This window comes from Oerskovia sp. Root22 (genome assembly GCF_001429135.1).
Taxonomy (GTDB): domain Bacteria; phylum Actinomycetota; class Actinomycetes; order Actinomycetales; family Cellulomonadaceae; genus Oerskovia; species Oerskovia enterophila.
Map to the genome: position 1 here is coordinate 111688 of NZ_LMIL01000008.1, position 26998 is coordinate 138685.

The following is a 26998-nucleotide window of genomic DNA, read 5'->3' on the forward strand; positions in this document are numbered from 1 at the left end:
ATGCTCGGCAGACGTCAACCGCATGCTCGACCAGCGTCGCCTCGACCACATCGCGCAGCCGTCCCGCTCTCGACGACCAGGACGGAAATCCGGTCCTGGATCGGAGTCCTCGGGCGTTACGCTCCCGCCATGTCCCGCACCCTCTCGCTCGACGAGGCCCGCACGACCGGCGCCGTCGTCACGATCCACCGCCGCGGTCTGGGCCCCCACACCGACCTGCTGGACGGCGTGGTGCTCGCGACGGGGGTGTGGACGCTCGTCGGGTCGCTGGCGGACTGGGCTCACGCCGACGGCTACGAGGTGATCCGGACCGAGGACGTCACGAAGGTCCGCCGGTTGCGACGCGCGAACCAGCGCTTCGTCGAGCGCGCTGCCGCGGGGCTCGGGTCCTGGCCGCTCCCGCGCCCGGACCTCGCCGTCGACCTCACGTCCGTCGAGGACGTCGTGCGGTCGGTCGCCCGCACGAGCCGCCTGCTCGCCGTGCACGCCGAGGCAGAGTCTCCCGGCGAGTACTTTCCTGGAGCCGTGGGGATCCTGACGGACGAGGGCCTGGGGCTGCGGTTCATCGACACGGCCGGGCGCTGGGAGGCGGCTCCGAGGTGGTTCGGGCTCGGCGAGATCACCCGTGTCTCGTGGGGGTCGCGCTACCTCGGCGCGTTCGACCGGTTCGGCGAGCGCCCGCCGTTCGCGCCGTTCGTACCCTCCGACGGCTAGCGGCCCCAGGGAGCCGTCGGAGCAGCCGACCCGACGGGAGGGTCCGCCGGAGCCACCCGGTCGTCGTGCTCGGGCCGCGCGTCCTGCGTCTCGCGCGACCCGCCTCCGAACCCCAGCAGCACCCAGACGGGCCCGAACACGACCCATGCGCCGAGCACGACCGCGACGCGCAGCGCCCACACCCACAGCGGGTCGCTCGGCCACTGGGCGGGAGCCATGAGCCCGGTCCCGGCGACGGTCGACATGGTCGCGATCACGCCGAGCGCGATCGCCGCGGCGACCGCTGCCTTGCCGAGCTCCTTCGTCTCGTGGAGGAGCCCGGCGAGGCCGTCCTTCGGCGGCTTGACGGGCTTTGGTCCCCCACCGAGGTGGTACGCGGCGCGAGCGTCTGCCCACCGGACGATCGAGTGCCCGAACGCCACCGTGAACCCCAGGTAGACGGCTGCGAGCCCGTGCACGGCCTCGGGCGGCGACCCACCCGCGACGTCCGCGATCGACACGCTCACGAGCAGCAGGTCGATCAGGGGCACGCTGACCAGCAGGATCGTGCTGAGCCGACGGTGGTGCAGCACGTACCGGGCGATCAGACCCGCGGCGAGCACGACCCAGAAGCCGATCTCGCACGCGAGGATCAGCAGGACGAGCGGGGTCTCCAGGGGGGTGGGCATGGTGTCCATGCTGGTCGGGACGCTGCCCGACGGCGTCGCCCACGTCGCCGATCTTCGCTCGCCGCGCGTACATCGTTCGAGGGAGGGACGGGGCCGGTGAGCACCGGGGGCGCTGGGTGGCCGTGCCGATCCCGGGAACGTGGGACCCGGCGCCTAGGATGCTCGGTGCGGCAGGTGGGGTGCACGGCACGTGCCGAGCGTGCGGCGGGACCGCGGGGGTAACCGCTCGGACGGGGTCTGACCGGCGCCGGTCTATCACAGCACGACCGCAGCACGACCGAGCACGCAGCACGAACCACAGACACGCGAGAGGGCCTGAGTGCAGCACGACGACATCGACGCCTTGCGGCGCACCCCGGCCTGGCGCCTCCTGCGCTCGGACAACGCACCGCTCGCCCTGAGCTTCCTCGGCACGGTCTTCGTCGAGCAGAACGTCCGCTCGATCGGGGAGGCCGAGCTGGTCTCGCTCCTCGACGACGCGCTCTACGCGATCGACGGACCGGACCGGCCCGCCCGCGCGCAGCCTCGACCCGTCGCGGAGGGCGACGAGCCGGCCGCGGCGAGCGACGCCGTCGGGCCGGACGATGCCCACGTCCGCGATGCCCACGCACCCGGGGTGCCCGGGGACCACCCGGCCGAGGCCCGCCGCTACCCACGCTCGCCCAAGGCCTACCTCGACCACTGGTCGGCGCCCGAGCAGGGCTGGCTGCGGAAGTTCTACCCGACGGGCTCGGAGGAGGCGCACTACGACGCGACCCCGGCCGTCGAGAAGGCCGTCGGGTGGGTCTCGGTGCTGCGCGAGCGCAGCTTCGTGGGCACCGAGTCGCGCCTCAACACGGTCTTCGAGCTGCTGCGCCAGCTCACGGTCGGCACCGAGTCCGACGCCGACGCGCGCCTGCGCGAGCTCGAGGCGCGTCGGGCGCGGATCGACGAGGAGATCGAGCGCGTGCGAGCGGGCCAGCTCTCGCTGCTCGACGCGGCCGCCCAGCGCGACCGCTATCAGCAGCTCACGGGCACGGCCGCAGACCTGCTCGCGGACTTCCGCGAGGTCGAGGCGAACTTCCGCACGCTCGACCGCGAGATGCGCGAGCGCATCACGGGCTGGGACGGCGCCAAGGGTGACCTGCTGGACGCGGTCGTCGGGAGCCGCTCGGCGATCGCGGACTCGGACCAGGGCCGTAGCTTCCACGCGTTCTACGACTTCCTCCTGGACCGCCAGCGTCAGGAGGAGTTCGCCGAGCTCGTCGAGAAGGTCCAGGCCCTGCCTGCGCTCGAGGAGCAGGTCGGGGACGACGACGAGGCGGCCCCCGGCATCACGGGCCGCGCGGCCGGGCGACGTCTGCGCCGCATCCACTACGACTGGCTCGACGCGGGCGAGCGCACGCAGTCGACCGTGCGCGTACTGTCCGAGCAGCTGCGCCGGTTCCTCGACGACCAGGTGTGGCTCGAGAACCGTCGCGTGATCGACATCCTGCGCAGCATCGAGTCGCGCGCCCTCGCGCTGCGCGACGCCCCCGACCGGCTGCGCCTGGGCGCTGCGGACACCGGGCCGCTCGCGACGACCATGGACTCGACCTCGGTCGACGTGCACCTGCCGACCGAGCGCCCGCTCTACCGGCCCCAGCACCAGGAGCCCCTCGCGAGCGAGGGCGTGACCGCGGGGGTCGCGGACTTCGACGCGTCGGCCCTGTTCACGCAGGTCCACGTGGATCCCGAGCGTCTGAGCCGCACGGTCCGGGACGCGCTGCGCCGTCGGGGCCAGGTCTCGCTCGCGCAGCTCGTCGAGGAGAACCCGCTCGAGCAGGGCCTCGCGGAGCTCGTGACGTACCTGTCGCTCGACGACCCGCGCTTCGACGTGGTGCACGACCCGGCGCACACGGACGAGGTGCGGTGGGTCGTCGACGACCACGTGCCGGACCTGCCGACGGCGAGCAGCGTCGAGGTCGTCGACGTCGTCGAGGACGGGGGCCCGACGGCGGACCCGACGGCGGAACCGGGCGCGGCGCCCACCCGGGACGAGGGACCGGTACATGACGCCCGGGGGCCGCACGCCGAGCCCGCGACCCATCCCCGACCCGCCGGCCCGCGCGTCCGGGTCGCGCGCGTGCCACGTGTGACCTTCGCTCGCACAGGGGCCAAGGACCTCGCGGGGGCCGTCGCCCGGTCGCTCGCGCAGGACCCACCCGCACCGACCATCCAGCCGTCTCCCCAGGAGGGAACCCCGTGAGCCAGCAGCCCGTCCGGACCGAACGCCCCGGGCAGACCGGCGGCCAGAGCCCCGAGCTGTCGCTCGTCGTGACCTCGCTCGTCAAGGGCGTGGTCTACCGCGAGGCCGGCACGCGCACGTGGCGCGACCTGCTCGCGCTCGAGGCGCAGGCGCGGGACTTCGTCGCGACGCTCGGCCTCGAGGTCGTGATCGACGAGTCCGAGGGGTACGCGTACCTGCGTGCGCAGCCCGAGGACGAGGGCGATGGCACGTTCATCCCGCGCCTCGTCGCGCGGCGCGAGCTGTCGTTCGACGTGAGCCTGCTGCTCGCGCTGCTGCGCAAGCGGCTCGCGCAGTTCGACTCCGAGGGCGGTGACACCCGCCTGGTCCTGACGCGCGACGAGATCGTGGACCTGGTCCGCGTGTTCCTGCCCGAGTCGAGCAACGAGGCCCGCGCGCGCGACCGCGTCGAGGCCAACGTGCGTCGCGTGGTCGAGCTGGGCTTCCTGCGCCCCGTGCCGGACACCCCGGACACGTACGAGGTGCGCCGCATCCTCAAGGCGTTCGTCGACGGCCAGTGGCTCGCGGACTTCGACGCGCGCCTCGCGGATTACGCGGCCGAGCTCGCGTCGCGCGACGGGGGAGCGCTCGTGCCCGACGGCGGAGCACCCGCGGGCGGACAGGCTGCGGCGGGTGCTGGCACGGGGGCTGCGCCGACCATGCGGTTGACGTCCGACGAGCATGCGGTTGGCGTCGAGAACGGGCCTGAATCGGACGACAACCGCATGCTCGGCACCGAGCGCCCGACCCACGAGGAGGCCTGATGGCCGAGGCACTGTTCAGCGCGGTCGAGCTGCACGACGCGGCAGCGGACCTGGACCAGCGGTCGGGGTATCGCCTCGACCGGCTCGAGGTCCTCAACTGGGGGACGTTCGACAAGTACGCGTGGAGCTTCGAGCTCGAGGGGCGTAACGCGCTCCTGACGGGGGACATCGGCTCGGGCAAGTCGACCATCGTCGACGCCATCACGACGCTCCTGCTCCCTGCGAACCGCATCAGCTACAACAAGGCGGCGGGCGCCGACACGCGCGAGCGCACGCTGCGCTCCTACGTCGCGGGGCACTACAAGTCCGAGCGCAACGAGGTCACGGGCGCCTCGCGGCACGTGGGACTGCGCCGCGGCCACACCTACTCGGTCATCCTGGGCGAGTTCGCCAACCGCGGGTTCGACTCGCGCGCCGTGCTGGCCCAGGTGTTCTGGCTCAAGGACGGCGCGCAGGGGCAGCCCGAGCGCTTCTACGTCACGAGCACCTCGCCCATGACGATCGCCGACGACTTCGCGGGCTTCGACGGGGACATCAACGTCCTGCGCCGTCGACTGCGCGAGTCCGGCGCGCAGATCCGCGACCACTTCCCGGAGTACGGGCGCGACTTCCGGCGCCTGCTGGGCATCGAGTCCGAGCAGGCCATGGAGCTCTTCCACCAGACGGTGTCCATGAAGTCGGTGGGCGACCTCAACGAGTTCGTGCGCGAGCACATGCTCGAACCGTTCGACGCGGCCCGCTGGACCGAGAAGCTCGTCGCGCACTTCGACGACCTCACGAGCGCGCACGACGCCGTGGTCAAGGCCCGCGCGCAGATCGACCAGCTCGCGCCCCTGCTGGCCGATGCCGACGCGTACGACGCCGTGGGGGAGCGGGCCCGCGGGCTCGTCGCCCAGCGCGAGGCGTTGCGCGGGTTCACCGCGGGCCGGCGCGTCGAGGCGCTCGACGCACGCATCGGAGAGCTCGAGGCGTCGATCACGGCACGCGCCGACGGCCTGGACCGCCTCAAGGAGGAGCTCGCGCTGCTCGACGCGGAGCGCCAGCGCCTCGAGGTCGAGCGGGCCGGGCACGGCGGCGACCGCCTCGCGCAGATCGAGGGCGAGGTCGCGCGCCGCGAGGTCGAGCGCGCCGAGCGTCGGGCCAAGGCCGACGAGTACGCGCGCTACCTGGCCGCGGCGGGCCTCGAGCCGGTCGCGTCGCGCGACGAGTTCGCGGCGCTGCGCGAGCGCACGGCCGCGCTGCAGTCGGACGCGCAGGACACCCTGGGGGAGATCGAGGGCCGCGCGGGGGAGGTCGCGGCCGAGCTGCGCGCGGTCGAGGCGGAGGCCCGCGAGATCAACGCCGAGCTCCGCTCGCTCGCCGACCGCGAGTCCAACCTGCCCCGCACGAGCCTGGACCTGCGCACCCGCCTGTGCTCCGACGTCGGGCTCACGGACGCCGACCTGCCCTTCGCGGGCGAGCTGCTCGGCGTGCGCGCCGAGCACGCCGAGTGGGAGGGCGCGGCCGAGCGTGTGCTGCGCGGCTTCGCGCTCTCGCTGCTCGTGCCCGCCCAGCACTACGACGCGGTCTCGGCCTGGATCAACGCGCAGGACCTGGGCACCCGGCTCGTCTACCACCGCGTGCCCGCGCCCGCCGCGGGCCGCACGCGGAAGGTGCGCGGCGGCGTCGGGACCCCGCCCGCGAGCCGCGAGGACGGGCCGCTGCTCGCTGACCTCCTCGAGGTCAAGGACGGCGACCTCGCCGCCTGGCTGACCGACGAGCTCGAACGTCGCGCGGACTACGTGTGCGCCGCGACGCTCGCCGACTTCCAGCGCGTGCCCCGCGCCGTGACGCGCGAGGGGCAGGTCAAGCACTCGGCCAGCCACCACGAGAAGGACGACCGGCGTTCCGTCCGCGACCGCAGCGGCTACGTGCTCGGCTGGAGCAACCAGGCCAAGATCGACGCGCTGCTCGAGCAGGCGACCGACGTCGCCGGACGTCGCGCGGTGCTCGAGGAGCGGCGTGACGAGGTCGGGCGCGAGAAGAGCGCCGCGATCTCGCGCTCGGGCGCGCTCAACCGGCTCGACGTGTTCCGCGAGTGGCGCGAGCTCGACTGGGAGGAGCCCGTCCGGGCCATCGCCGAGCTGCACGACGAGAAGCGGCGCATCGAGGGCGCGTCGACCGAGCTGAGCCGCATCGCCGACCAGCTCCGCGACCTGTCGCGCCGGGCCGCGGGACTCGCGAGCGACCGCGACGCGCTGCTCTCGGCCGCCGGGGCGGACCAGCACGCGCTGGCGACGGCACGCGACCAGCGGGAGCGCTCGGCCCGGGTGCTGGCCGAGCAGGGGCCCGCCGATGCGGGGCTGGCCGAGGAGCTCGCCGGGCTCTTCGACGCCGAGACCGCAGCACAGGCCGGCGAGCAGGCCGGCACGCAGGCCGGCTCGCGCAGCGACGTGGACCCCGACGCGGTCGAGGCCGCCCTGCGGACCCGGCTCACGAGCCAGGTCGAGGAGGCCCAGACCCGGCAGGGGCAGCTCGGCACGCGCATCGCCGCCCAGATGACGGCGTTCCGGGCCGCGTACCCGGTCGAGACCACGGAGCTCGACAACGACGTGCGCTCGGCGCCCGAGTACCGGGCGCTGCACGAGCGCCTCACGCGCGACGACCTGCCGCGCTTCGAGGGCGACTTCAAGACCTACCTGAACACCAACACGATCCGCGACATCGCGGGCTTCCACGCCGAGCTGTCCAAGCAGGCCGACCTCATCCGCGAGCGTGTCGAGATCATCAACGACTCGCTGCGCGCGATCGACTACAACCCCGGCCGGTACATCCGCCTCGAGATGGCGCCCACGCCCAACACCGAGGTGCGCGAGTTCCGGGCGGACCTGCGGGCGTGCACCGACGGGGTCCTGGGGCTCGACCTCGAGGGGAGGCGCGACGAGGACACGGGCGAGGAGACCGTCGCGTACTACTCGGAGGAGCGGTTCCTGCGGGTCAAGGCGATCGTCGAGCGGTTCCGTGGGCGCGAGGGCCAGACCGAGGCCGACGAGGCGTGGAAGCGTCGCGTGACCGACGTGCGGAGCTGGTTCGTGCTCTCGGCGTCGGAGCGGTCGCGCGAGGACGACGTCGAGCACGAGCACTACTCCGACTCGGGCGGAAAGTCCGGTGGCCAGAAGGAGAAGCTCGCCTACACGATCCTCGCGGCCTCGCTCGCGTACCAGTTCAAGCTCGACTGGGGCGCGGTGCGGTCCAAGGCGTTCCGCTTCGTCGTGATCGACGAGGCGTTCGGTCGCGGGTCGGACGAGTCGACGCGGTTCGCGCTCGAGCTCTTCAAGAGCCTGGGCCTCCAGCTGCTCATCGTGACGCCGCTGCAGAAGATCCACGTGATCGAGCCGTACATCTCGGCCGTGGGGTACGTCGACAACCCGACGGGCCGCAACTCGCGGCTGCGGACGCTGACGATCGAGGAGTACCAGGCCGAGAAGGAGGCGCACGCGGCGCTCTGAGCCGTTCGCTCGGGTGCCGAGCATGCGGTTGGCGTTCGGTTTCGTCCCTTTCCGGACGCCAACCACATGTTCGGCGGACGCCAACCGCATGTTCGCCGAGGAAGGTCAGCCGCGTGGCAGGCGGACCTCGAACGTCGTGCCCGACGACGGAGCCGGGCCCGCGCCGCGCACCGTGATCTCGCCGCCGTGCGCCTGGACCACGGCCTGGGCGATCGCGAGACCCAGCCCGGTCGAGCCGCCGACCCGGTTGCGTGCCGAGTCGCCGCGGCTGAACCGCTGGAACAGCGACGGCAGCAGCGTCGGCGGGATGCCGGGGCCGTCGTCGGTCACGGTCAGGACCACGTGGTCCTCGCCGTCGGGCCGGATGCCCACGACGACGCGCGTGCCGGGCGGCGTGTGGACGCGGGCGTTGCCGAGCAGGTTGGTGAAGACCTGCCGCAGGCGCGGCTCGTCGCCCACGACCGTCACGTCGGGGACGTCGAACGTGTCGTCGCCGTCGGCCCAGAGGGCGTCGCCCTCGGCGAGGATCCCGTCGCCGTCGAGCGTCAGCGTGTCGCCCTCGGCGCGGGGGCGGTCGCCCTCGGCGGAGTCCTGGTCGCCTTCGATCACCGGCCCCTCGCCCCCCGCGAGCGGCAGGTCGAGCTCCCACACGTGGTCGCGGCTCGCGGCGTGCGCGTCGGCCACGGCATCGATCGCGAGGGCCGCGAGGTCGACGGGCTCTCGGTCGAGCGGGCGGCCCGCGTCGAGCCGTGCGAGGAGCAGCAGGTCCTCGACCAGGTCGCCCATGCGCACGGCCTCGGACTCGATGCGGTCGAGCGCGCGCAGCGTGTCGGGCGGGACCTGGTCGGGGGAGCGGCGGACGAGCTCGGAGTACCCGCGGATGGAGGCGAGCGGCGTGCGCAGCTCGTGGCTCGCGTCGGCGACGAACTGCCGGACCTGGGTCTCGGACTCGTGCCGCGCGGTCAGGGAGGCCTCGACGTGGTCGAGCATCCGGTTGAGCGCCGCGCCGACCTGCCCGACCTCGGTCCGCTCGTCGGTGAACTGCTCGTCGACGCGCGGGATCTCCTCGACCTCACCGCGGTCGAGGGGCAGCTCGGACACGTGCACGGCCGCGTCGGCGAGCGAGTCGAGGGGCCGCAGCGAGCGGCGGACGAGCCACGTCCCGAGCACCGACGCGAGCACGATCCCTGCGGCCACGAGCCCGGCCTCGACGAGCAGGTAGCCCTCGAGGGTCTCGGTCACCCCGGCGGTGCTCATCGCGGTGATGCTGGGCTCGCCCCGCTGGGTCGTGGTCGCGACGGCGCGGAACGAGCCGAGGTCGCTCACCTCGACCGTGTGGGGACGGTCGTCGGCGGGCACGGTCGCGAGGTCGGCGACCTGTTCGTCCGTGAGCTGCTGGAGGGTGCCCGACGCGTCGATGTACCCCGCGAAACGCACCGCCTCGTTCTCGTAGACGACGTTGATGGTCCCGGCTCCCTGCCCGGGGGGCAGGGGGCTCTGGTTCCCCGTGCCCGACGACGGAGCCTCGCCCGGCAGCGTCCCGGCGCCCGGGTCCTCGGCCGGGGCGCCCGACGTCGCACCCGGGTCGGCGGGGACGGTCGAACCGCTCGTCGAGCCGTCAGACCCCTCGGGAGAGCCGGTCGTCCCGCTCCCCGTCGAGCCGTCGTCCGTGCCGGTGGTGCCGGTCGTGCCGGCCGCGCCGTCGGGGGGAGGCGCATCGGCGCCGAACCGGTCGAACGGGCCGCGCTCGGCGCGCTGGCTCGCCTGGACCAGCTCCTGGTCGAGCCGGTCGACCAGGCTCTGGCGCAGCGCGAGCGTCGAGCTCGCGGCGAGCGCGACGCCCAGGACGAGCAGGATCGCCACGAGGACCACGACGAGCTGTCGGCGCAGGGTGCGTGGTCGGGCGGTGCGCGACGCCCGGGGTGAGGTCACGCGTCAGGCCTTCGCGGCGCCGTCGGGCGCTGTGCTCGCAGGGGCGCCCGCGCCGCCCGCTGTGCCCCCAGAGCCGCCGCTGCCCGCTGTGCCCGTGCTGCCCTCAGCCGGCTTGATGACGTACCCGACCCCGCGCAGCGTGTGGATCATGGGCTCGCGGCCCTTGTCGATCTTGCGGCGCAGGTAGGAGATGTAGAGCTCGACGATGTTGGCCTGCCCGCGGAAGTCGTAGTTCCACACGCGGTCGAGGATCTGCGGCTTGGACATGACGCGGCGCGCGTTGCGCATGAGGTAGCGCAGGAGCTCGAACTCGGTCGCCGACAGGTGGATGGGGTCGCCGCCGCGGAACACCTCGTGCGAGTCCTCGTCGAGGACCAGGTCGCCCACGACGACGGTCGAGTCCTCGCGGGCGGCCGTCGCCCCGCCGCGGCGCATGAGGCCGCGCAGGCGGGCCACGACCTCCTCGAGGCTGAAGGGCTTGGTCACGTAGTCGTCGCCGCCCGCGGTGAGCCCCGCGACGCGGTCCTCGACCGTGTCGCGGGCCGTGAGGAACAGGACCGGGACGTCGGGCGAGGTCGCGCGGATGCGGCGCAGCACCGAGAGCCCGTCGAGGTCGGGGAGCATGACGTCGAGCACGATCACGTCGGGGCCGACCTCGCGGGCCGTGCGGATCGCGGCCTGCCCGTCGAGCGCGGTCGAGACGTCCCACCCCTCGTAGCGCAGCGCCGAGGTGAGGAGCTCGGCGAGGTTGGGCTCGTCGTCGACCACGAGGACGCGCACGGGCGAGCCGTCGGCCCGGGTCAGGCGCTCGGGGGCGCGAGGCGAGACGAGGGGTTCCGTGGGCGCGGGCGTCGTGGTCATGCGTCCATGGTGCGCGTGGTGTCTCGGCGACGCCTGTGGTGTTCCTATGAATCGACTGTGAGCGGGAGCCCTCAGTCGAGCGGCCGCTCCCTGTGTGAGGCGGCGAGCGTCGAGGACAGGATCGCCTCGATCGCGAAGGCCGTGGCGCCCGCGAGGTCGACTGCCTCGGGGTCCAGCAGCCACTGGGTCTGGAGGCCGTCCATGACGGCGATGATCGTGCTCGCGGCGCGGTCGAGGGCGACGGGGTCGAGCTCGACGTCGTCCTCGGGCGTCAGGAGCCCGGCCTCGCGGCGTTCGGCGATCACGGTGTCGAGCGCGCTCGTGATGTCCCCGCGCAGGCCCGCGAAACGGCGCGCGGCCCAGTCGCGGGCGGGGTGCTGGTCGGTCACGGACTCGCCCGTCAGGACGGTGTAGGCCTGCACGATGCCGGGGCGTTCGGCGTTCATGCGGGCCGTCGTGACGAGGTGGCGGAACAGGTCGAGCCCGCCGGGGATGTGCTTGCCCTCGAGGTGCTCGACGTCGACGACGTCTCGGAACTCGAGGACCTCGATGAGGAGCTGGTTCTTGGAGCCGAAGTGGTGGAGCACCCCGGCGTGGGTGATCCCGACCTGCTCGGCGACCTCGGCGAGCGAGCCCTGGTGGTACCCCTTGGACCCGAAGACGCGCATGGCTGCGCGCAGGATCTCTTCGCGCCGGGCGGCGGTGCCCTTGCGCGGTCGGCGCGTGCGCGCCGGTGTGGTGGCCTCTGTCATGACCGCAACCATACTGTGATCTTCGTTGACTTACTGACTAGTCAGTAAGTGTGGTTGTATATCGGCCAGCAGACAACGCCGTCCGAACGGAGCACCTGGTGTCACTGAAGACCCACGACGTCACGACCGACGTCACCCCCGACGTCGTCGCCGACGTCGACGGGACCGAGGAACGCCTCGCGCGCCTCGCCGCAGACCTCACGGTCGAGGAGAAGGTCTCCCTCCTCGTCGGCGCAGGCATGTGGACCACGACCCCGATCGAGCGCATCGGCCTGCGGGCCGTCGCGATGTCCGACGGCCCCGTGGGCGTCCGCGGCACGGGAGGCGAGTCCACCCTGGCCGACGGCTCCGCGGTGACCGCGCAGACCTCCGCGATGTTCCCCGCCCCCAGCGCGCTCTCCGCGACCTGGGACCGTGACCTGGCGGCCCGCGCAGGCGCCCTGTTCGCGTCCGAGGCGCGCCGCCACGGCGTCGACGTGGTTCTCGCCCCGCAGATCAACCTCCAGCGCACGCCCGTGGGCGGCCGCCACTTCGAGTGCTACTCCGAGGACCCGCACCTGACCGCCGAGATCGCGGTCGAGCTCGTGCGCTCCTCGCAGGCACACGGCGTCGGCATGAGCGTCAAGCACTACGTCGCGAACGACTCCGAGACCGAGCGCACGCGCTACCTCGCGCGCCTCGACGAGCGCACGCTGCGCGAGGTCTACCTCCCGCCTTTCGAGCGCGTCGTGCACGAGGCCCAGGCCTGGAGCGTCATGGGTGCCTACTCGGGCGTCGACGACGGCGAGACCGCGGCCCCCGTGCTCGAGCACCGCCCGCTCCTCACCGGTGTCCTCAAGGACGAGTGGGGCTTCGACGGCGTCGTCGTGAGCGACTGGGTCGCCACCAAGACGATCCGCGGCGCGGTCGAGGGAGGCCTCGACCTGCAGATGCCGGGCCCCGACGGCCCCTGGGGCGACGGCCTGCTCGCCGCTGTCCGCTCGGGAGAGGTCGCCGAGAGCGAGCTCGACGACAAGGTCGTGCGCCTCCTGCGCCTGGCCCACCGGGTCGGCGCGCTCGACCTCGGGGCACCTCACGCTCCCGGCACCGCGCAGGTGACCGGGTTCCAGCCCGACGACGCACCCTCCTCCGCGTCGTCGGCCCGCGACGGGCTCACGGGCCAGGAGGCGTCGGCCGCGTTCCTCCGTGAGCTCGTCGCACGTTCGATCGTCGTGCTCAAGAACGAGGCGGACGGGGCCCTCTCCGCCGAGGGCGCGGACGGGACGGACGGCGCCCGCTGCGCGTCCTCCGGGCTCGTGCCCCTCGACCCAGCGGTCCTCGCTCCCGCCGGCCGTCCCCTGACGGTCGCGCTCCTCGGCCCCGCCGCGACGACCCCGTTCCTCCAGGGCGGCGGCTCGTCGTTCGTGGTCCCCGACCGCGTGACCACGCCCGAGGAGGAGCTCCGCGCAGGGCTGCCCGAGGGCACCCGCATCCTGGTCCACGACGGCGCCCGCTCACGCTCCAACCCGCCCGCCCTGGACGTGGCGGGCCGGTGCAGCGACCCGGTCACGGGCGCGCCCGGTGCCCGTGTCGAGCTCCTCGACGCGCGCGGCGAGGTCCTCGACTCCCGCACGGCCGCGACGTGGGACGGATGGCTCCAGGACGTCCGGGCCGACGCCGTGGCCGTGCGGGTCCGCGCGGACGTGGACCTCGAGGAGCCCGGCACGCACGAGCTCGGCATCGGAACGGTCGGCGTCCACACGGTGACGGTCGACGGCCGGCTCGTCTCGACGGGCGACGTCGTCGTCAACGAGGACGTCGTCCTGAGCTCGGGGCACAACCACCCGGTCGCCCGCACCGTGGACGTCGAGGTCACCGAGCCGCGCACCGCGCGGCTCGACGCGACCCTCCAGGTGGTCCACGCCGTCGGGTACGCGTCGTTCGTCCGGGGCGAGCTGGTCCACCGGCTCCCCGGCGCGAGCGCCCAGGAGATGCTCGACGAGGCCGTCGCCGCGGCGACCGAGGCCGACGTCGTGGTCCTCGTCGTCGGCACGACCGAGGAGGTCGAGTCCGAGGGTTACGACCGCCCCGACCTCGATCTCCCGGGCAACCAGAACCGGCTGGCCGAGCTCGTCCTGGCGGCCAACCCCCGCACGGTCGTGGTCGTCAACGCGGGCGCCCCGGTCCTGCTGCCCTGGTTCGACGACGCCCCGGCCATCCTGTGGGCGTGGCTCGGCGGCCAGGAGGCCGGTTCGGGACTCGCGGACGCGCTGCTCGGCGTGACCGAGCCCTCGGGCCGGCTGCCCTGGACCCTGCCCGCACGCTTCGAGGACGTCCCGGTACCGCACGCGATCCCGCAGGACGGGGTCGTCGAGTACACCGAGGGGCTCGACGTCGGCTACCGCGCCTGGGAGCGCACGGGCGCCACGCCCGCGGCCCCGTTCGGGCACGGCCTCGGCTGGTCCACGTGGGAGTACGTGGGCGCGACGGTCGTCGAGCACCCCGCCAGGACTGACGGTGCCCCGACCGCCGACGTGCAGCTCGACGTGGTCGTCCGCAACACGGGCGAGCGCGCGAGCCGCGAGGTCGTCCAGGTCTACGTCGAGCCCGACGTGTCGTCCGGCACACCCGATGCTCCTCGTCGCCCCGTGCGCTGGCTCGGCGGCTTCGCCGTCGTCGACGCCGCCCCGGGCGAGCTCACCACGGCGCGCGTGCGCATCCCCGCGCGCGCCCTCCAGATCTGGGACGTCCCTTCGCAGCAGTGGGTCACCGCTGCCGGCGGGCACGTCCTGCGAGCCGGGCGGTCGATCCGCGACCTCCGGCTCCGGGCTCCTCTGCCCGCCTGACCCGGGGAGCGGCGGCGTTCCCCCGCCGCAGCTCCCCGACAGCACCACCGAACCACCCGCTCGACCCGCTCGGCCCCGCAGCACCGCGCACGACCCAGCCCCACCCAGCAGATGTCAGGTTCACCGCGGACCGCACGTACGGTTCGTTCAGATTTTCAGTGCAAGGAGGCACTCATGAACAAGCGCAGGATCAGCACGGCGATCGTCGGACTCACATCGCTCGCCCTCATCGCCACCGCATGCAGCGGCGGCGGCAGCGGAGAGGGAAGCTCCTCGTCGGCAGGAGGCTCGAGCGTCCTGACCATCGGGATGCCCAACGGTCCCCAGACCGACAACTCCAACCCCTTCGCCAACACGTCCTCGGCGATGTCGCTGGGCTACGCGTTCGCGATCTACGAGCCGCTGGCCCAGGTCAACACGGTGCGTCCGTCCGAGGACCCCGTTCCCTGGCTCGCGAGCGAGTGGGAGTGGAACGCCGACTACACCCAGCTGACCCTCACGGCCCGTGACGGCGTCAAGTGGTCGGACGGCGAGGACTTCACGGCCGAGGACATCGCCTACTCGTTCCAGATCCGCAAGGACAACGAGGGCCTCAACACGTTCGCGCTGCCGTTCGGCGACATCGCGGTCGACGGCAACAAGGTGACGGTCTCGTTCACCTCGGGCCAGTTCGTCAAGCAGGGCCAGATCCTCCAGCTCTTCGTGGTGCCCGAGCACGTCTGGAAGGACGTCGAGGACCCCACGACCTGGACCAACGAGGAGCCTGTCGGCACGGGGCCGTACACCCTCAAGTCCTGGACCGCGCAGGCCGCGACCCTCACGGCCCGTGACGACTACTGGGGCGGCGAGCTCGGCGTCAAGGAGCTGCGCTACAGCTCCTACAACGACAACAACGCGCTCACCAACGCCCTGGTCTCGGGCGAGGCGCAGTGGGGATGGACCTTCATCCCCGACTACGAGAAGGTCTACATCGACGCCAACCCCGACGTGAACAACCAGTGGGCCCCCACGGGCCTGGGCGTCGACGCGCTGTTCCTCAACACCGAGACCGCGCCGTTCGACGACGTCGCCGTCCGCAAGGCCGTGCAGCTCGTGCTCGACCGCAAGCAGATCTCCGAGCTCGCGTCCTCGGGCGTCTTCCCGCCCCTGACCAACGTGACCGGGCTCCCCGAGCCCGCGGGCACGGACTTCATCACCGCGCCCTTCCAGGGCAAGGAGTACACGGTCGACGAGGCGGGCGCCAAGAAGGTCCTCGCCGACGCGGGCTACACCCTCGACGGCACGACGCTCAAGGACCCCGAGGGCAACGCCGTGACGTTCACCCTGACCAACCCCACGGGCTGGTCGGACTACCTGACCGAGCTCCAGATGGTCGCCGACGCCGTCAAGCCCCTGGGCATCACGGCCACGGTCGAGGGCCAGAACGCCGACGCCTGGTTCACCGCGATCGCCGAGGGCGACTTCCAGGCCTCGATGCACTGGACCGACGGCGGCGCGACCCCCTGGGACACGTACTCCAACCAGATGGACGGCGCCCAGTACATGCCGCTCGGTGAGCGTGCCAACTGGAACTTCGGCCGCTTCAAGAACGACGAGGCGACCGCAGCCCTGGCCACGTACGCCAACGCCACGGACGAGGCAGCCCGCACGGCCGCGCTCGAGACCGTCCAGCAGGTCTTCGTCGACGAGGTCCCGACCATCGCGCTCCTCGGACGCCCGGCCGCGGCCCAGTACTCGACCAAGAACTTCGTGGGCTGGCCCTCGGACGAGGACCCGTACGCGAACCCGCAGCCGACGACGGCCAACGCGTCGCTCATCCTCACGAAGCTGAAGCCGGCTTCCTGATCGCGTGGCTGCTCGTGAGTGAGGGGGCGGGGCCGTCGCCGGACCCACCATCCGGCCTCGTTCCTCGGCCTCCCGCCAGGCCCGACCACGGCCCGGCGGCGGCCCCGCCCCCTCACGAGCAGCTGGTCAGCGCTGACTCCACCCCGTTCCCCCCAGCAGTCAGGTTCACCATGAGTTCCGACACGCACACCGCCCCGGCCGCGCCCCCGCCCGACGCGCCCGTCCTCGAGGCCCGCGGGCTCACCAAGCACTTCCCCGTCCGGGGCCTGCGCTCGAACGCCGTGGTGCACGCAGTCGACGGCGTGGACGTCTCGCTGCGCAGCGGCCAGGTCGTCGCGCTCGTCGGGGAGTCCGGGTCCGGCAAGTCGACCATCGCCCGCCTCCTGGCCCGCCTGTACACGCAGACGTCGGGCGAGATCCTGCTGCACGGCGAGCCCGTGACCGCGCACCGCGGCCGGGCCTTCCGCCGGTACTGCCGACGCGTGCAGATGATCTTCCAGGACCCGTTCGGGTCGCTCAACCCGGTCCACACGATCCGCTACACGCTCACGCGCTCGCTGCGGATCCACCAGCCCCGGCTGCGCGGGCAGGCCCTCGAGGACGCCCTGGCGGCGCTGCTCAACAGGGTGCAGCTCCAGCCCGAGCGGTACGTCGACAAGTACCCGCACGAGCTCTCGGGCGGCCAGCGCCAGCGTGTCGCGATCGCCCGCGCCCTGGCCGCGGACCCCGAGGTCCTGCTCGCCGACGAGCCCATCTCGATGCTCGACGTGTCGATCCGCATCGGCATCCTCAACCTGCTCAAGGACCTGCGCGACCGCCTCGGCATCGCGATCCTCTACATCACGCACGACATCGCCTCGGCCCGGTACTTCGCCGACGAGACCCGGGTCATGTACGCGGGCCGCATCGTCGAGCACGGCGAGAGCGAGCTCGTGACGCAGGAGCCCGCCCACCCCTACACCCAGCTCCTGGTGCGCTCGGCCCCGGACCCGGAGAACCTCGCCGCGCAGGACCGCACGGGCGCGAACGGCGAGCCCCCGTCGATGGTCCGCCCGCCCGAGGGCTGCCGCTTCAGCCCGCGCTGCCCGTTCGCGACGGACCTGTGCCGGAGCAAGGTCCCGGACCTCGTGGACGTGGGCGACGGCCGCAAGGTCGCCTGCTGGGGCTACGTGGAAGCGTCCGACGTCGAACCTGCCGAGCGGGACCTGATCCCCGCGCTCGGCTCCGCACGAGTGGGGGTGTCGGCATGAAGTACTTCCTGCGACGCATCGTCTTCTACGTGATCACCGCGTGGGCGGCCATCACGATCAACTTCTTCATCCCGCGCATGATGGACGGCGACCCGGTGTCGTCCTTCATCAACAAGAACCAGGGCCGCATCAGCTCCGAGGCCCGCGAGTCGCTCTACGTCCTCTTCGGTCTCGACAGCGGGGCCTCGCTCTGGGAGCAGTACGTCGACTACTGGAAGATGCTGTTCTCGGGCGACCTGGGGCTCTCGATCATGCTCTTCCCGAGCACCGTGAGCGAGGTCATCGCCCAGGCGCTGCCGTGGACCATCGGTCTGGTCGGCATCGCGACGGTCATCAGCTTCCTGCTCGGCTCGTTCCTGGGCGTCGTCATCGGCTGGCGTCGCGGCTCGTGGGCCGACGGCCTCCTCCCGATCACGACCTTCTTCTCGTCGGTGCCGTACTTCTGGCTGGGCCTGGTAGCGATCATGCTCTTCTCGGTGACGTGGTCGGTCTTCCCGTCGTCGGGCGCCTACCAGCCGGGACTGGTGCCCGGGTGGAACTGGGAGTTCATCAGCTCCGTGATCGAGCACGGCACGCTGCCGGCGATCACGATCGTGCTGTCCTCGGTCGCGGGCTGGATCCTCGGCATGCGGAACATGACCGTCACGGTCACCTCGGAGGACTACGTCACGGTCGCCCAGGCCAAGGGCCTGTCGGAGCGCCGCGTGATGTTCGGCTACGCGGCCCGGAACGCGATCCTGCCGCAGGTCTCGGGCTTCGCGCTGTCGCTCGGCTTCATCGTGTCCGGCACGCTCGTCATGGAGAAGGTCTTCTCCTACCAGGGCGTGGGCTTCACGCTCCTGCAGGCGATCGGCGCGCACGACTACCCCCTCATGCAGGGCATCTTCCTCATGATCACGCTGTCCGTCCTCGTGGCGAACATCCTCGCCGACCTCGCGTACGTGGTCCTCGACCCGCGCACCCGACAGGAGGGCTGACCGATGACCGGCATCCCCGTCCAGATGGACCACGCCCAGCTCGACAACGGGGCAGAGCCTCTCGCCCCCGAGGTGCCCCAGCGCCGCAAGGGCTCTCCCAAGAAGCAGAAGCTCCTGTTCCTGCGCAACGGCAAGTCCTTCACGGGGCTCGCGATCCTGGGCTTCTTCGCGATCCTCGCGGTGATCGGCCCGTGGATCGCGCCCTACGACCCGAGCGCGATGTCCTCGGACATCCTCCAGCCGCCGAGCGGCGCGCACTGGCTCGGCACCACGCACGTGGGCCAGGACGTGTTCTCCCAGATCCTCGTGGGCACGCGCGGCGTCATGATCGTCGGCTTCATCGCGGGCATCGGCGCGACGCTCCTGTCGATCCTCGTCGGCGTGAGCGCAGGCTTCCTGGGTGGCGTGAGCGACGAGCTGCTCTCGTCGCTGTCCAACATCTTCCTGGTCATCCCGGCGCTGCCCCTCATCATCATCGTCGCGGGGCAGCTCCCCGACGCGGGCGGCCTGACGGTCGCGCTCATCCTGGCGGCGACGAGCTGGGCGTGGGGCGCGCGCATCCTGCGTGCGCAGACCCTGTCGTTGCGTCGACGCGACTTCGTCGAGGCCGCGCGCGCCAACGGCGAGTCGACGTGGCGCATCGTGTGGTTCGAGACGCTGCCGAACCTCACGGCCATCATGGCGTCGAGCTTCGTGGGCACCGTGACGTTCGCGATCCTGATGCAGACGACGCTCGCCTTCATCGGCGTGACGTCGATCTCCGACTGGAACTGGGGCACGATCCTCTTCTGGGCCGAGCAGCAGCAGGCCCTCTCGCGCGGCGCGTGGTGGTGGTTCGTCCCGGCGGGCCTGTGCATCGCGATGCTCGGCATGGCGCTGACCCTCATCAACTTCGGCATCGACGAGTTCGTCAACCCGCGCCTGCGCTCGACGGGTGCGAGCCCGCGCGCCCTGCGCAAGCGCCGCATCTCGCCGCGCATCGGCTTCACGGCCGTGGTCCGCGAGGGGGCGCCGGCAGCGAACGCCACGACCACCAGCAGGCCCGACGGCGCCACGCGCCCGGGTGCGTCGCCCGCCTCGACCGGTGCGACGCCGTCGGGCACGGAGAAGGGCACGGGGAAGGGCGCGCCCGGCACCCCGGACGGTCCGGCTGGACCGGGCGACCCGGGCGGCTCGAGCGAGAACCGGGCCGAGGGCCCGACCGGGTCGCGTCGCGAGGCCGCACGCGACGCGCGCGACGACCGCGACAACGACGGCACGACCACACGCAAGGAGAGCGTCCGATGACGGTCACCGCCCTTCCCCCCGCCGGCGCCCCCACCGGGACCGGCAAGCCCGTGCTCGAGATCCGCGACCTGCACGTCGCCTACGGCTACGGCCCCGAACCCGTGCGCGCCCTGCGCGGCGTCGACCTCACGCTGCACGAGGGCGAGGTGCTCGGGATCGCGGGCGAGTCGGGCTGCGGCAAGTCGACGCTCGTCTACGCCGCGACCCGCCTCCTTCCCCCTCCCGGCCTCATCACGGGCGGCGAGGTGCTGTTCCACGGAGGCACGGGGGTCACGGGCGACGAGCCCGTCGACATCCTGCGCATGAGCGACAAGGAGCTGCGGCGCTCACGCTGGCAGGACACGGCCATCGTGTTCCAGGGCGCGATGAACTCGCTCAACCCGGTCTACCGGGTCGGCAAGCAGCTCACCGACGCGATCGCGGCGCACCGCCCCGGGATGTCGCGCTACGACCGCAACGAGCGGGCCGGCGAGCTGCTGTCCATGGTCGGGATCGCGAAGGACCGCATCTCGGCGTACCCGCACCAGCTCTCGGGCGGCATGCGCCAGCGCGTCATGATCGCGATGGCGCTCGCGCTCGAGCCCAAGGTGCTCATCATGGACGAGCCCACGACGGCGCTCGACGTCGTCATGCAGCGCCAGATCGTCGAGCAGATCATCGAGCTGCGCGACCGCCTGGGCTTCTCGGTCGTGTTCATCACGCACGACGTCTCGCTGCTCATCGAGGTCGCCGACCGGATCGCGATCATGTACGCGGGCGAGATCGTCGAGCAGGCCTCCGCGAGCGACGTCTACCGGCGCCCGCGCCATCCCTACACGCACGGGCTGCTCAACTCCTTCCCGCCCCTGCACGGCCCCAAGCGCCCGCTCGTCGGGATCCCTGGGTCGCCGCCCGACCTCCAGGCGCTCCCGAGCGGGTGCCCCTTCCGGCCCCGCTGCGCGCACGCCATGGACGCGTGCGCCGACGTCCACCCCTCCCTGGGCCCCACGTCGCTGGGGCTGCCCGGTGTCGGAGAGCCGGGCCGCTCGGTCGCCTGCCTGCTGCACGAGGGGCAGGGCGAGCTGCCCGCCGAGCTGCGGGTCTGAAGCCGCCAGGGTCGATGATCCCCTGGCCGCGGGGCGCCCAGTCGTCCCCGTGAGCAGAGCCGGTCGGTACCCCGCGGCGGGTGCCGGCCGGCTCTCGGTCGTCCTGGGCGGACCGTGCTGCGGCTCCGCTCGTCGTCGGGCCCGACCTGCCGTGACCTGCCCCTTCTCTTCGCCAGATCCCCACACCCGGTGACCTACCGTTGACGGGTGACTTCCCCCTACCCGACGCCGTCCCGGCCCCACCCCGCCCCGAGGTACCCCCCGCGGCCCGCTCCGTCGCGGGCCGTCGCGCCGAACCCCGCCCGTGCGCCGCGGTCGGGAGCGACCAACGTCGGGGCGCGGGCTGCGGCAGGTCTGGTCGCGGTCGCGGCGGTCGTCGCTTATGCCGTGGTCTGGCGCTACTTCGTCCTGTCGGCCGCGGGTCAGCACCTCGACCAGGCGGCCCTGCGGGGCTCGGACTACGGTCGCGGGCGTCTCTGGGCGCTCGGCGAGCCCGTGCTCGACGTGGTCTCGGTGAGCTTCGTGGTGCTGGGTCTCGGTACGGCCATGGGGATCGCGCTGCTGCGCCGGCGGTGGGGACTGGCCGTCCAGGTGGCGTTCGTCGTGATCGGCGCCAACATCTCCACCCAGCTCCTCAAGAAGGTGCTGCTCGAGCGACCCAACCTGATCGGCGGCTGGGGCGTGGGCAACACGCTGCCGAGCGGGCACACCACGGTCGCGGCCTCTGTCGCGGTCGCGCTGCTCCTGGTCGTCCCCCGGGCGGCGCGGCCCCTGGTCGCGATCCTCGGCGCGACGTACACGGCGGCGACGGGGGTCTCGACCCTCATCGGCCACTGGCACCGCCCGAGCGACGTCGTCGCGGCGGTGCTCGTCGTGACGGCCTGGACGGCGCTCGCGCTCGCGTTCACCCCGTCGAGCGCGCTCGACCGCGTGCCGCCGGGACGCAGCAGCTCCTACCCCGGGTCGGTCGTGGTGGCGGTGCTCATGCTGGTGGGGGCTGCGTTCTCGGCCGTCGCCGCGGCCTGGTGCCTGCGCGAGGTCGCCCCGGCGAGCTGGGACATGACGGACCTCGCGGAGACCACGGCCTATGTCGGGGGAGCGTTCGGGGTGGTGTCCGCCACCGCGGGTGCCTTCGCGGTGCTCCTCCTGCTCCGGCAGGCGACGTCGCGCCCGGCCTGGCCCTGAGCGCCCGTCCACAGGACGTGGCCCCGACGGTGGTCCACAGTCGATAAGGTGCCGCCTGGCGCCGGTGGCGTAACGTCATAGGCTGCCGGGTGGGAGCCGCGCAGCGGATCGGGCACACGAGACGTGCCGGACTGCGTCGCTCACCCCGCACGTCGGCTCACCTGGAGATCGCTCCAGGCGTGGGCCTCGATCAGCAGCTACGGAAAGCAGGAACGGATGTCCTCAGGTCGCAAGCTCGTCATCGTGGAGTCCCCCACGAAGGCACGCAAGATCCAGGGCTACCTCGGTGACGACTTCGAGGTGGAGTCGAGCGTCGGGCACATCCGCGACCTCCCGCAGCCCTCCGAGCTGCCCGCCGACATGAAGAAGGGGCCGTTCGGCAAGTTCGCGGTCAACGTCGACGACGGGTTCGAGCCGTACTACGAGGTCTACGCGGACAAGAAGAAGAAGGTCGCGGAGCTCAAGCGGGCGCTCAAGAACGCCGACGAGCTCTACCTCGCGACCGACGAGGACCGCGAGGGCGAGGCCATCGCGTGGCACCTGCTCGAGGAGCTCAAGCCCAAGGTGCCCGTGCACCGCATGGTGTTCCACGAGATCACCCGCGAGGCGATCGAGCGCGCGCTGGAGAACACGCGCGACCTCGACGTGCACCTCGTCGACGCGCAGGAGACGCGCCGCATCCTCGACCGCCTGTACGGCTACGAGGTCTCACCGGTCCTGTGGCGCAAGGTCCGTCAGGGGCTGTCCGCGGGCCGCGTGCAGTCCGTGGCCACGCGCCTGGTCGTCGAGCGCGAGCGCGAGCGCATGGCGTTCGTCGCGGCCGAGTACTGGGACGTCTCGGGGACCTTCGCGCTCGCGGACAAGGACGCCGCAGACGCGGACAAGAACTTCGACGCGCGCCTGGTGCAGCTCGGCGGCGCGCGCGTCGCGTCGGGCCGCGACTTCGACGACCGCGGGCAGCTCAAGCCCGCCTCGGCACGCGACGGCGTGGTCCAGCTCGGCGAGCAGGCCGCCTCGCTCGTGGTCGGCGGGCTCGCGGACGCAGACTTCGCGGTCCGCAGCCTCGAGACCAAGCCCTACACGCGCCGTCCGGCCGCGCCGTTCACGACCTCGACGCTCCAGCAGGAGGCGAGCCGCAAGCTCCGCTTCAACTCGCGGCAGACCATGCGCACCGCGCAGGCGCTGTACGAGAACGGCTACATCACCTACATGCGTACGGACTCCCCGTCGCTGTCGGCCGAGGCCACCGACGCGGCCCGCCGTCAGGCCGCCGAGCTGTACGGCCCCGAGTTCGTGCCCGGCTCGCCGCGCGCCTACGCGTCGAAGGCCAAGGGGGCCCAGGAGGCCCACGAGGCCATCCGCCCTGCCGGTGACTCGTTCCGCACCCCGGCGCAGGTGGCGCGCGAGATCAGCGGCGACCAGTTCAAGCTGTACGAGCTCATCTGGAAGCGCACGGTCGCCTCGCAGATGGCCGACGCCAAGGGCTCGACGGCGTCGGTGCGACTGGCCGCGCCCGTCGCGGGCACGGATGCCCAGGTCGCCGGCAAGGAGGCCGTGTTCGCGGCCTCCGGCACGGTCATCAGCTTCCGCGGCTTCCTCGCGGCATACGAGGAGGGCACGGACGACGCCAGGGAGACGGCCGACGGCGCCGCGGCGAAGTCCGGCCGCCGGGGCGACGAGGACGCGCGCCTGCCGCAGATGGCTGAGGGCGACCGGCTCGACGGGCGCGACCTCACGGCCGACGGGCACTCGACGTCCGCACCCCCGCGGTACACCGAGGCGAGCCTCATCAAGGCCCTCGAGGAGCGCGGCATCGGCCGACCGTCCACGTACGCGTCGACCATCTCCACGGTCCAGGACCGCGGCTACGTGCTGCCGCGCGGCCAGGCCCTGGTGCCCAGCTGGCTCGCGTTCGCCGTGATCCGCCTGCTCGAGGAGCACTTCGAGTGGCTCATCGACTACGACTTCACCGCGGAGATGGAGGCCGACCTCGACGCGATCGCGGCCGGCGACAAGGACCGCGTGGCGTGGCTGACCCGCTTCTACTTCGGGGACGGCACGGGGCGCGAGGAGGGCGAGGGGCTGCGTCAGCTCGTCGACGACCTGGGTGAGATCGACGCCCGCGACATCAACTCGGTCCCGATCGGCGAGGGCATCCAGCTGCGCGTCGGTCGGTACGGGCCCTACGTGGAAGATCTCAGCGGACCTGTCGCAGATGGTCAGACCCCGCCGCGCGCCTCGGTGCCCGACGACCTGGCTCCCGACGAGCTCACGGTCGAGAAGGCGCGCGAGCTTCTCGCCGCGGGCGCCGACGACGGCCGGATCCTCGGTGCCGACCCCCAGTCCGGGAACCCGATCGTGGCGCGCGCAGGGCGCTACGGGCCGTACGTGACCGAGCAGCTCCCCGAGCCCACGTTCGACGAGGGCCTGTCCGCGGCCGCGCTCAAGAAGGCCAAGGCCGCGCTGCCCAAGCCGCGCACGGCGTCGCTCCTCAAGGACATGAGCCTCGACACCGTGACGCTCGAGGACGCGCTCCGGCTGCTGTCGCTGCCGCGCGTCGTGGGCACGGACCCGGAGACGGGCGTCGAGATCACCGCGCAGAACGGCCGCTACGGCCCGTACCTCAAGAAGGGCACGGACTCGCGCACCCTCCCCTCGGAGGAGGCCATGTTCACGGTCACGCTCGAGGAGGCGCTCGAGCTCTACAAGCAGCCCAAGCGCGGTCGCGGAGCCACGGCCACCCCGCCGTTGCGCGAGCTCGGCGACGACCCGACGTCGGGCAAGCCGATCGTGGTCAAGGACGGCCGCTTCGGCGCCTACGTGACCGACGGCGAGACCAACCGGACGCTGCCGCGCGACGTGACGCCCGAGTCCATCACGCCCGAGCGGGCCATCGAGCTCCTCGCCGAGAAGCGCGCGGCGGGCCCGGCCAAGAAGAAGGCGCCGGCCAAGAAGGCTCCCGCCAAGAAGCCGGCCGCGAAGAAGGCCCCGGCCAAGAAGGCGCCCGCCGAGAAGAAGTAGGCGTCCCGGCTCAGCGAGCGGCTGCCGGCCGCCGAGCCGGCTCCGCGCACGACGAAGGCCCCGGACCTGCCCCCATGAGGGAGCGGGCCGGGGCCTTCGTTCGTGCGGGCCGGGCCGCCGAGGTAGAACGTGCTGCGCGAGGTAGAACGCGGCGCGCACTACCTCGCACAGCACGTTCTACCTCGTTGGATACTTCGCCAGCTGGAGGCCGGCCGGAGGGCCGCGGGTGGCCGGCCAGCCGATCACCTCAGTGCCCCGTGTACCTCACGGGCTCGGGCAGGCCCGCGTCCGCACGGATCGCGCGCGACAGACCCTCGATCGAGCGCAGCGCGTCGACCAGCTCGGGCACGCGGACCTCGAACGGCATCGCGTGGATGGTCTCGCCCGGTGCCGTCGCGGCCTCGGCCACGCGGCGCAGGTCGCCCACGTCGGCCGTCGTGAGCCCGATCTCGGTCAGCGTGTTGGGCAGCCCGACGCGTGTCGTGAACTCGACGAAGTCGCGGATCTCCTGCGACGGGGCTCCTTCCAGCACGAGCTGGGTGAGCGAGCCGATGTTGACCTTCTGCCCGTGCGTGAGCCCGTGGGTCTGCGGGGCGGCCGTGAGCCCGTTGTGGATCGCGTGGGCCGCCGCGAGGCCGCCCGACTCGAACCCGAGCCCCGAGAGCAGGGTGTTGGCCTCGACCACGGCGTCGACCGCGGGCGTGACGAGGTGCTCCTTGACGGCCTCGATCGCGGCGAGCGAGTTCTCCCACAGGATCTTCCACGAGAGCTCGGCGAGCGCGGTCCCGGTGATGAGCGGCAGCCCGCCCGCCATGGTCGTCGCGTTGGCCTTGGCCACGGCACGGGCCTCGATCCACGTCGCGAGCGCGTCGCCGATGCCTGCGACGAGGAACTTCACCGGGGCGTTGGCCACGAGCTGGGTGTCGACCAGGACCAGGTCCGGGTTGTGCGGGAAGAACCGGTACTCCTCGAACGCCCCCTCCTCGGTGTAGATCACGGACAGCGCGGAGCACGGGGCGTCGGTCGAGGCCACGGTCGGCACCGAGACCCAGCGGATCCCTTCGAGGTGCCCGGCTGCCTTGACGGCGTCGATCGTGCTGCCACCACCGATCCCCACGATCACGTCCGAGCCGGTCTCCCGGATGCGCCGGGCCAGCCGGTCGACCTCCGCGGCGGTCGCGTACGTGCCGAAGCCCTCGCGCTCGCGCGGCAGGTTCGCGGCCTGGAACGACTCGGCGACGGTGTCCTGGACGATCTCCCAGACGACGTCGTCGGCGACCAGCAACGGCTTGGTGCCGATCGGAGCGACGAACTCGCCGAGCCGCGACAGCGCGCCGCGCGACTGCACGTACCGCAGCGGGCTGATGAGCGTGCGGATCGGGACCTCGGACATGTGGACCTCCTCGGGTGGGGACAGGGAACCGCGCGGCCGCACGTGGAGGATTGCTCCTGCGGACCGCCGGCACCTCGACGCTATGTCGGGGAGCGGTCCACCGCCTGTCGGAGCACTGGCTCGACACGCTTGTATGAGTGCTGTTATAACAGTGCTGTGACATCCATCGACCCGACCGCCGTCCCCGGACGCTGGGACTCCCTCCATACCCTGCTGCGCCGGCTCGACGACGAGATCGGCACCGTCTACACCGACCGCGGGGTCGACGGCGTGCGACCGCGCTTCGTCTACCCGCTCATCCGTCTCGCCCACACCGGGCCGCTGACCATCCGCCAGCTCGCCGCGTCGCTCGGCCGCACGCACTCGGCCATGAGCCAGACCGTGACCGCGATGCGCAGCGAAGGACTCGTGCAGACCGAGTCCGGCGAGGACGCCCGCACACGCCGCGTCGCGCTCACCGACAAGGCCCGCGCGCTCGTCCCCCTCCTCGAGGCCGAGTGGCGCGCGACCGAGGAGTCGATCGCCGAGATCGACGACGAGCTGCCGTACGCGCTGAGCGCCGTCGTCACCGACCTCGAACGCGTCCTCGCGAGCAGGTCCCTGCGCTCCCGGCTCGTCGAGCGGCTCGACGCCGCGGGACACCCGGCGCAGACGCCCGGCACGCCCGCACCCGAGACGCCCTGAC

The 26998-nt window shown here is 72.5% G+C and carries 18 protein-coding genes; 13 read left to right on the top strand and 5 right to left on the bottom strand.

The features are described 5' to 3' along the window. The first annotated feature begins 129 nt into the window (after window positions 1-129). On the top strand, window positions 130-714 hold the full coding sequence (locus tag ASE15_RS09260) for a hypothetical protein (protein ID WP_056762954.1): 585 nt from the start codon (window positions 130-132) through the stop codon (window positions 712-714). On the opposite strand, the gene ASE15_RS09265 is transcribed toward ASE15_RS09260, so the two are convergent. Next, window positions 711-1382, bottom strand: coding sequence for a hypothetical protein (locus ASE15_RS09265; protein ID WP_200960536.1), 672 nt, complete (start codon window positions 1380-1382; stop codon window positions 711-713). The genes ASE15_RS09260 and ASE15_RS09265 overlap by 4 nt on opposite strands. Window positions 1383-1701: 319 nt before the next feature. Here ASE15_RS09265 and ASE15_RS09270 point away from each other — a divergent pair, with 319 nt between their 5' ends. The 3 genes from ASE15_RS09270 to ASE15_RS09280 are packed head-to-tail and all read left to right on the top strand — an operon-like array spanning window position 1702 to window position 7900. After that, window positions 1702-3609, top strand: a complete 1908-nt coding sequence (locus tag ASE15_RS09270) for a DUF3375 domain-containing protein (RefSeq protein WP_056762958.1) — start codon at window positions 1702-1704, stop codon at window positions 3607-3609. Beyond that, window positions 3606-4412, top strand: coding sequence for a DUF4194 domain-containing protein (locus tag ASE15_RS09275; protein WP_082618338.1), 807 nt, complete (start codon window positions 3606-3608; stop codon window positions 4410-4412). The genes ASE15_RS09270 and ASE15_RS09275 overlap by 4 nt, the downstream gene beginning before the upstream one ends. After that, the gene (locus tag ASE15_RS09280; protein ID WP_056762960.1) at window positions 4412-7900 is read left to right on the top strand and encodes an ATP-binding protein; all 3489 of its coding nucleotides are present in this window, start codon (window positions 4412-4414) and stop codon (window positions 7898-7900) included. The genes ASE15_RS09275 and ASE15_RS09280 overlap by 1 nt, the downstream gene beginning before the upstream one ends. A 105-nt stretch (window positions 7901-8005) precedes the next feature. Here the strand turns inward: ASE15_RS09280 and ASE15_RS21485 are convergent, their stop codons facing one another. The 3 genes from ASE15_RS21485 to ASE15_RS09295 all read right to left on the bottom strand — a co-directional run bounded on the left by ASE15_RS21485 (window position 8006) and on the right by ASE15_RS09295 (window position 11445). Then, entirely contained in the window at window positions 8006-9832 is a 1827-nt protein-coding gene (locus ASE15_RS21485) for a cell wall metabolism sensor histidine kinase WalK (protein WP_235534310.1), read from the bottom strand. Window positions 9833-9835: 3 nt separating this feature from the next. Then, on the bottom strand, window positions 9836-10693 hold the full coding sequence (locus ASE15_RS09290; protein WP_082618339.1) for a response regulator transcription factor: 858 nt from the start codon (window positions 10691-10693) through the stop codon (window positions 9836-9838). A gap of 71 nt (window positions 10694-10764) precedes the next feature. After that, window positions 10765-11445, bottom strand: a complete 681-nt coding sequence (locus tag ASE15_RS09295; RefSeq protein ID WP_157257524.1) for a TetR/AcrR family transcriptional regulator — start codon at window positions 11443-11445, stop codon at window positions 10765-10767. Window positions 11446-11543: 98 nt separating this feature from the next. On the opposite strand from ASE15_RS09295, the gene ASE15_RS09300 reads away from it, so the two are divergent. The 8 genes from ASE15_RS09300 to topA all read left to right on the top strand — a co-directional run bounded on the left by ASE15_RS09300 (window position 11544) and on the right by topA (window position 24920). Then, entirely contained in the window at window positions 11544-14270 is a 2727-nt protein-coding gene (locus tag ASE15_RS09300) for a beta-glucosidase (RefSeq protein WP_235534311.1), read from the top strand. A gap of 174 nt (window positions 14271-14444) precedes the next feature. Next, window positions 14445-16115, top strand: a complete 1671-nt coding sequence (locus ASE15_RS09305; protein ID WP_056649344.1) for an ABC transporter substrate-binding protein — start codon at window positions 14445-14447, stop codon at window positions 16113-16115. A 170-nt stretch (window positions 16116-16285) separates the two neighbouring features. Continuing rightward, window positions 16286-17365 (top strand): ABC transporter ATP-binding protein, encoded by a 1080-nt coding sequence (locus ASE15_RS09310; protein WP_056762965.1) that lies wholly within the window; start codon window positions 16286-16288, stop codon window positions 17363-17365. Then, window positions 17362-18342 carry an ABC transporter permease gene (locus ASE15_RS09315; protein ID WP_056649350.1) on the top strand — a complete coding sequence of 327 codons (981 nt, stop codon included), beginning with the start codon at window positions 17362-17364 and terminating at the stop codon, window positions 18340-18342. The genes ASE15_RS09310 and ASE15_RS09315 overlap by 4 nt, the downstream gene beginning before the upstream one ends. A gap of 3 nt (window positions 18343-18345) precedes the next feature. After that, entirely contained in the window at window positions 18346-19629 is a 1284-nt protein-coding gene (locus tag ASE15_RS09320) for an ABC transporter permease (RefSeq protein WP_082608774.1), read from the top strand. Then, entirely contained in the window at window positions 19626-20714 is a 1089-nt protein-coding gene (locus ASE15_RS09325; RefSeq protein ID WP_056762968.1) for an ABC transporter ATP-binding protein, read from the top strand. The genes ASE15_RS09320 and ASE15_RS09325 overlap by 4 nt, the downstream gene beginning before the upstream one ends. A 207-nt stretch (window positions 20715-20921) precedes the next feature. After that, on the top strand, window positions 20922-21899 hold the full coding sequence (locus tag ASE15_RS09330) for a phosphatase PAP2 family protein (protein ID WP_082618340.1): 978 nt from the start codon (window positions 20922-20924) through the stop codon (window positions 21897-21899). A 216-nt stretch (window positions 21900-22115) separates the two neighbouring features. Beyond that, window positions 22116-24920: a type I DNA topoisomerase gene (topA, locus tag ASE15_RS09335; protein WP_056762971.1), complete on the top strand. Its 2805-nt coding sequence runs from the start codon at window positions 22116-22118 to the stop codon at window positions 24918-24920. 247 nt (window positions 24921-25167) lie between these two features. Here topA and ASE15_RS09340 read toward each other — a convergent pair whose 3' ends face one another. Beyond that, window positions 25168-26313: a glycerol dehydrogenase gene (locus ASE15_RS09340; protein WP_056649357.1), complete on the bottom strand. Its 1146-nt coding sequence runs from the start codon at window positions 26311-26313 to the stop codon at window positions 25168-25170. Between the two features lie 156 nt (window positions 26314-26469). Between ASE15_RS09340 and ASE15_RS09345 the strand changes: the two genes are divergently transcribed. Next, complete coding sequence (locus ASE15_RS09345) at window positions 26470-26997, top strand: MarR family winged helix-turn-helix transcriptional regulator (protein WP_056649361.1); 528 nt, start codon at window positions 26470-26472, stop codon at window positions 26995-26997. Window position 26998 lies beyond the last annotated feature (1 nt).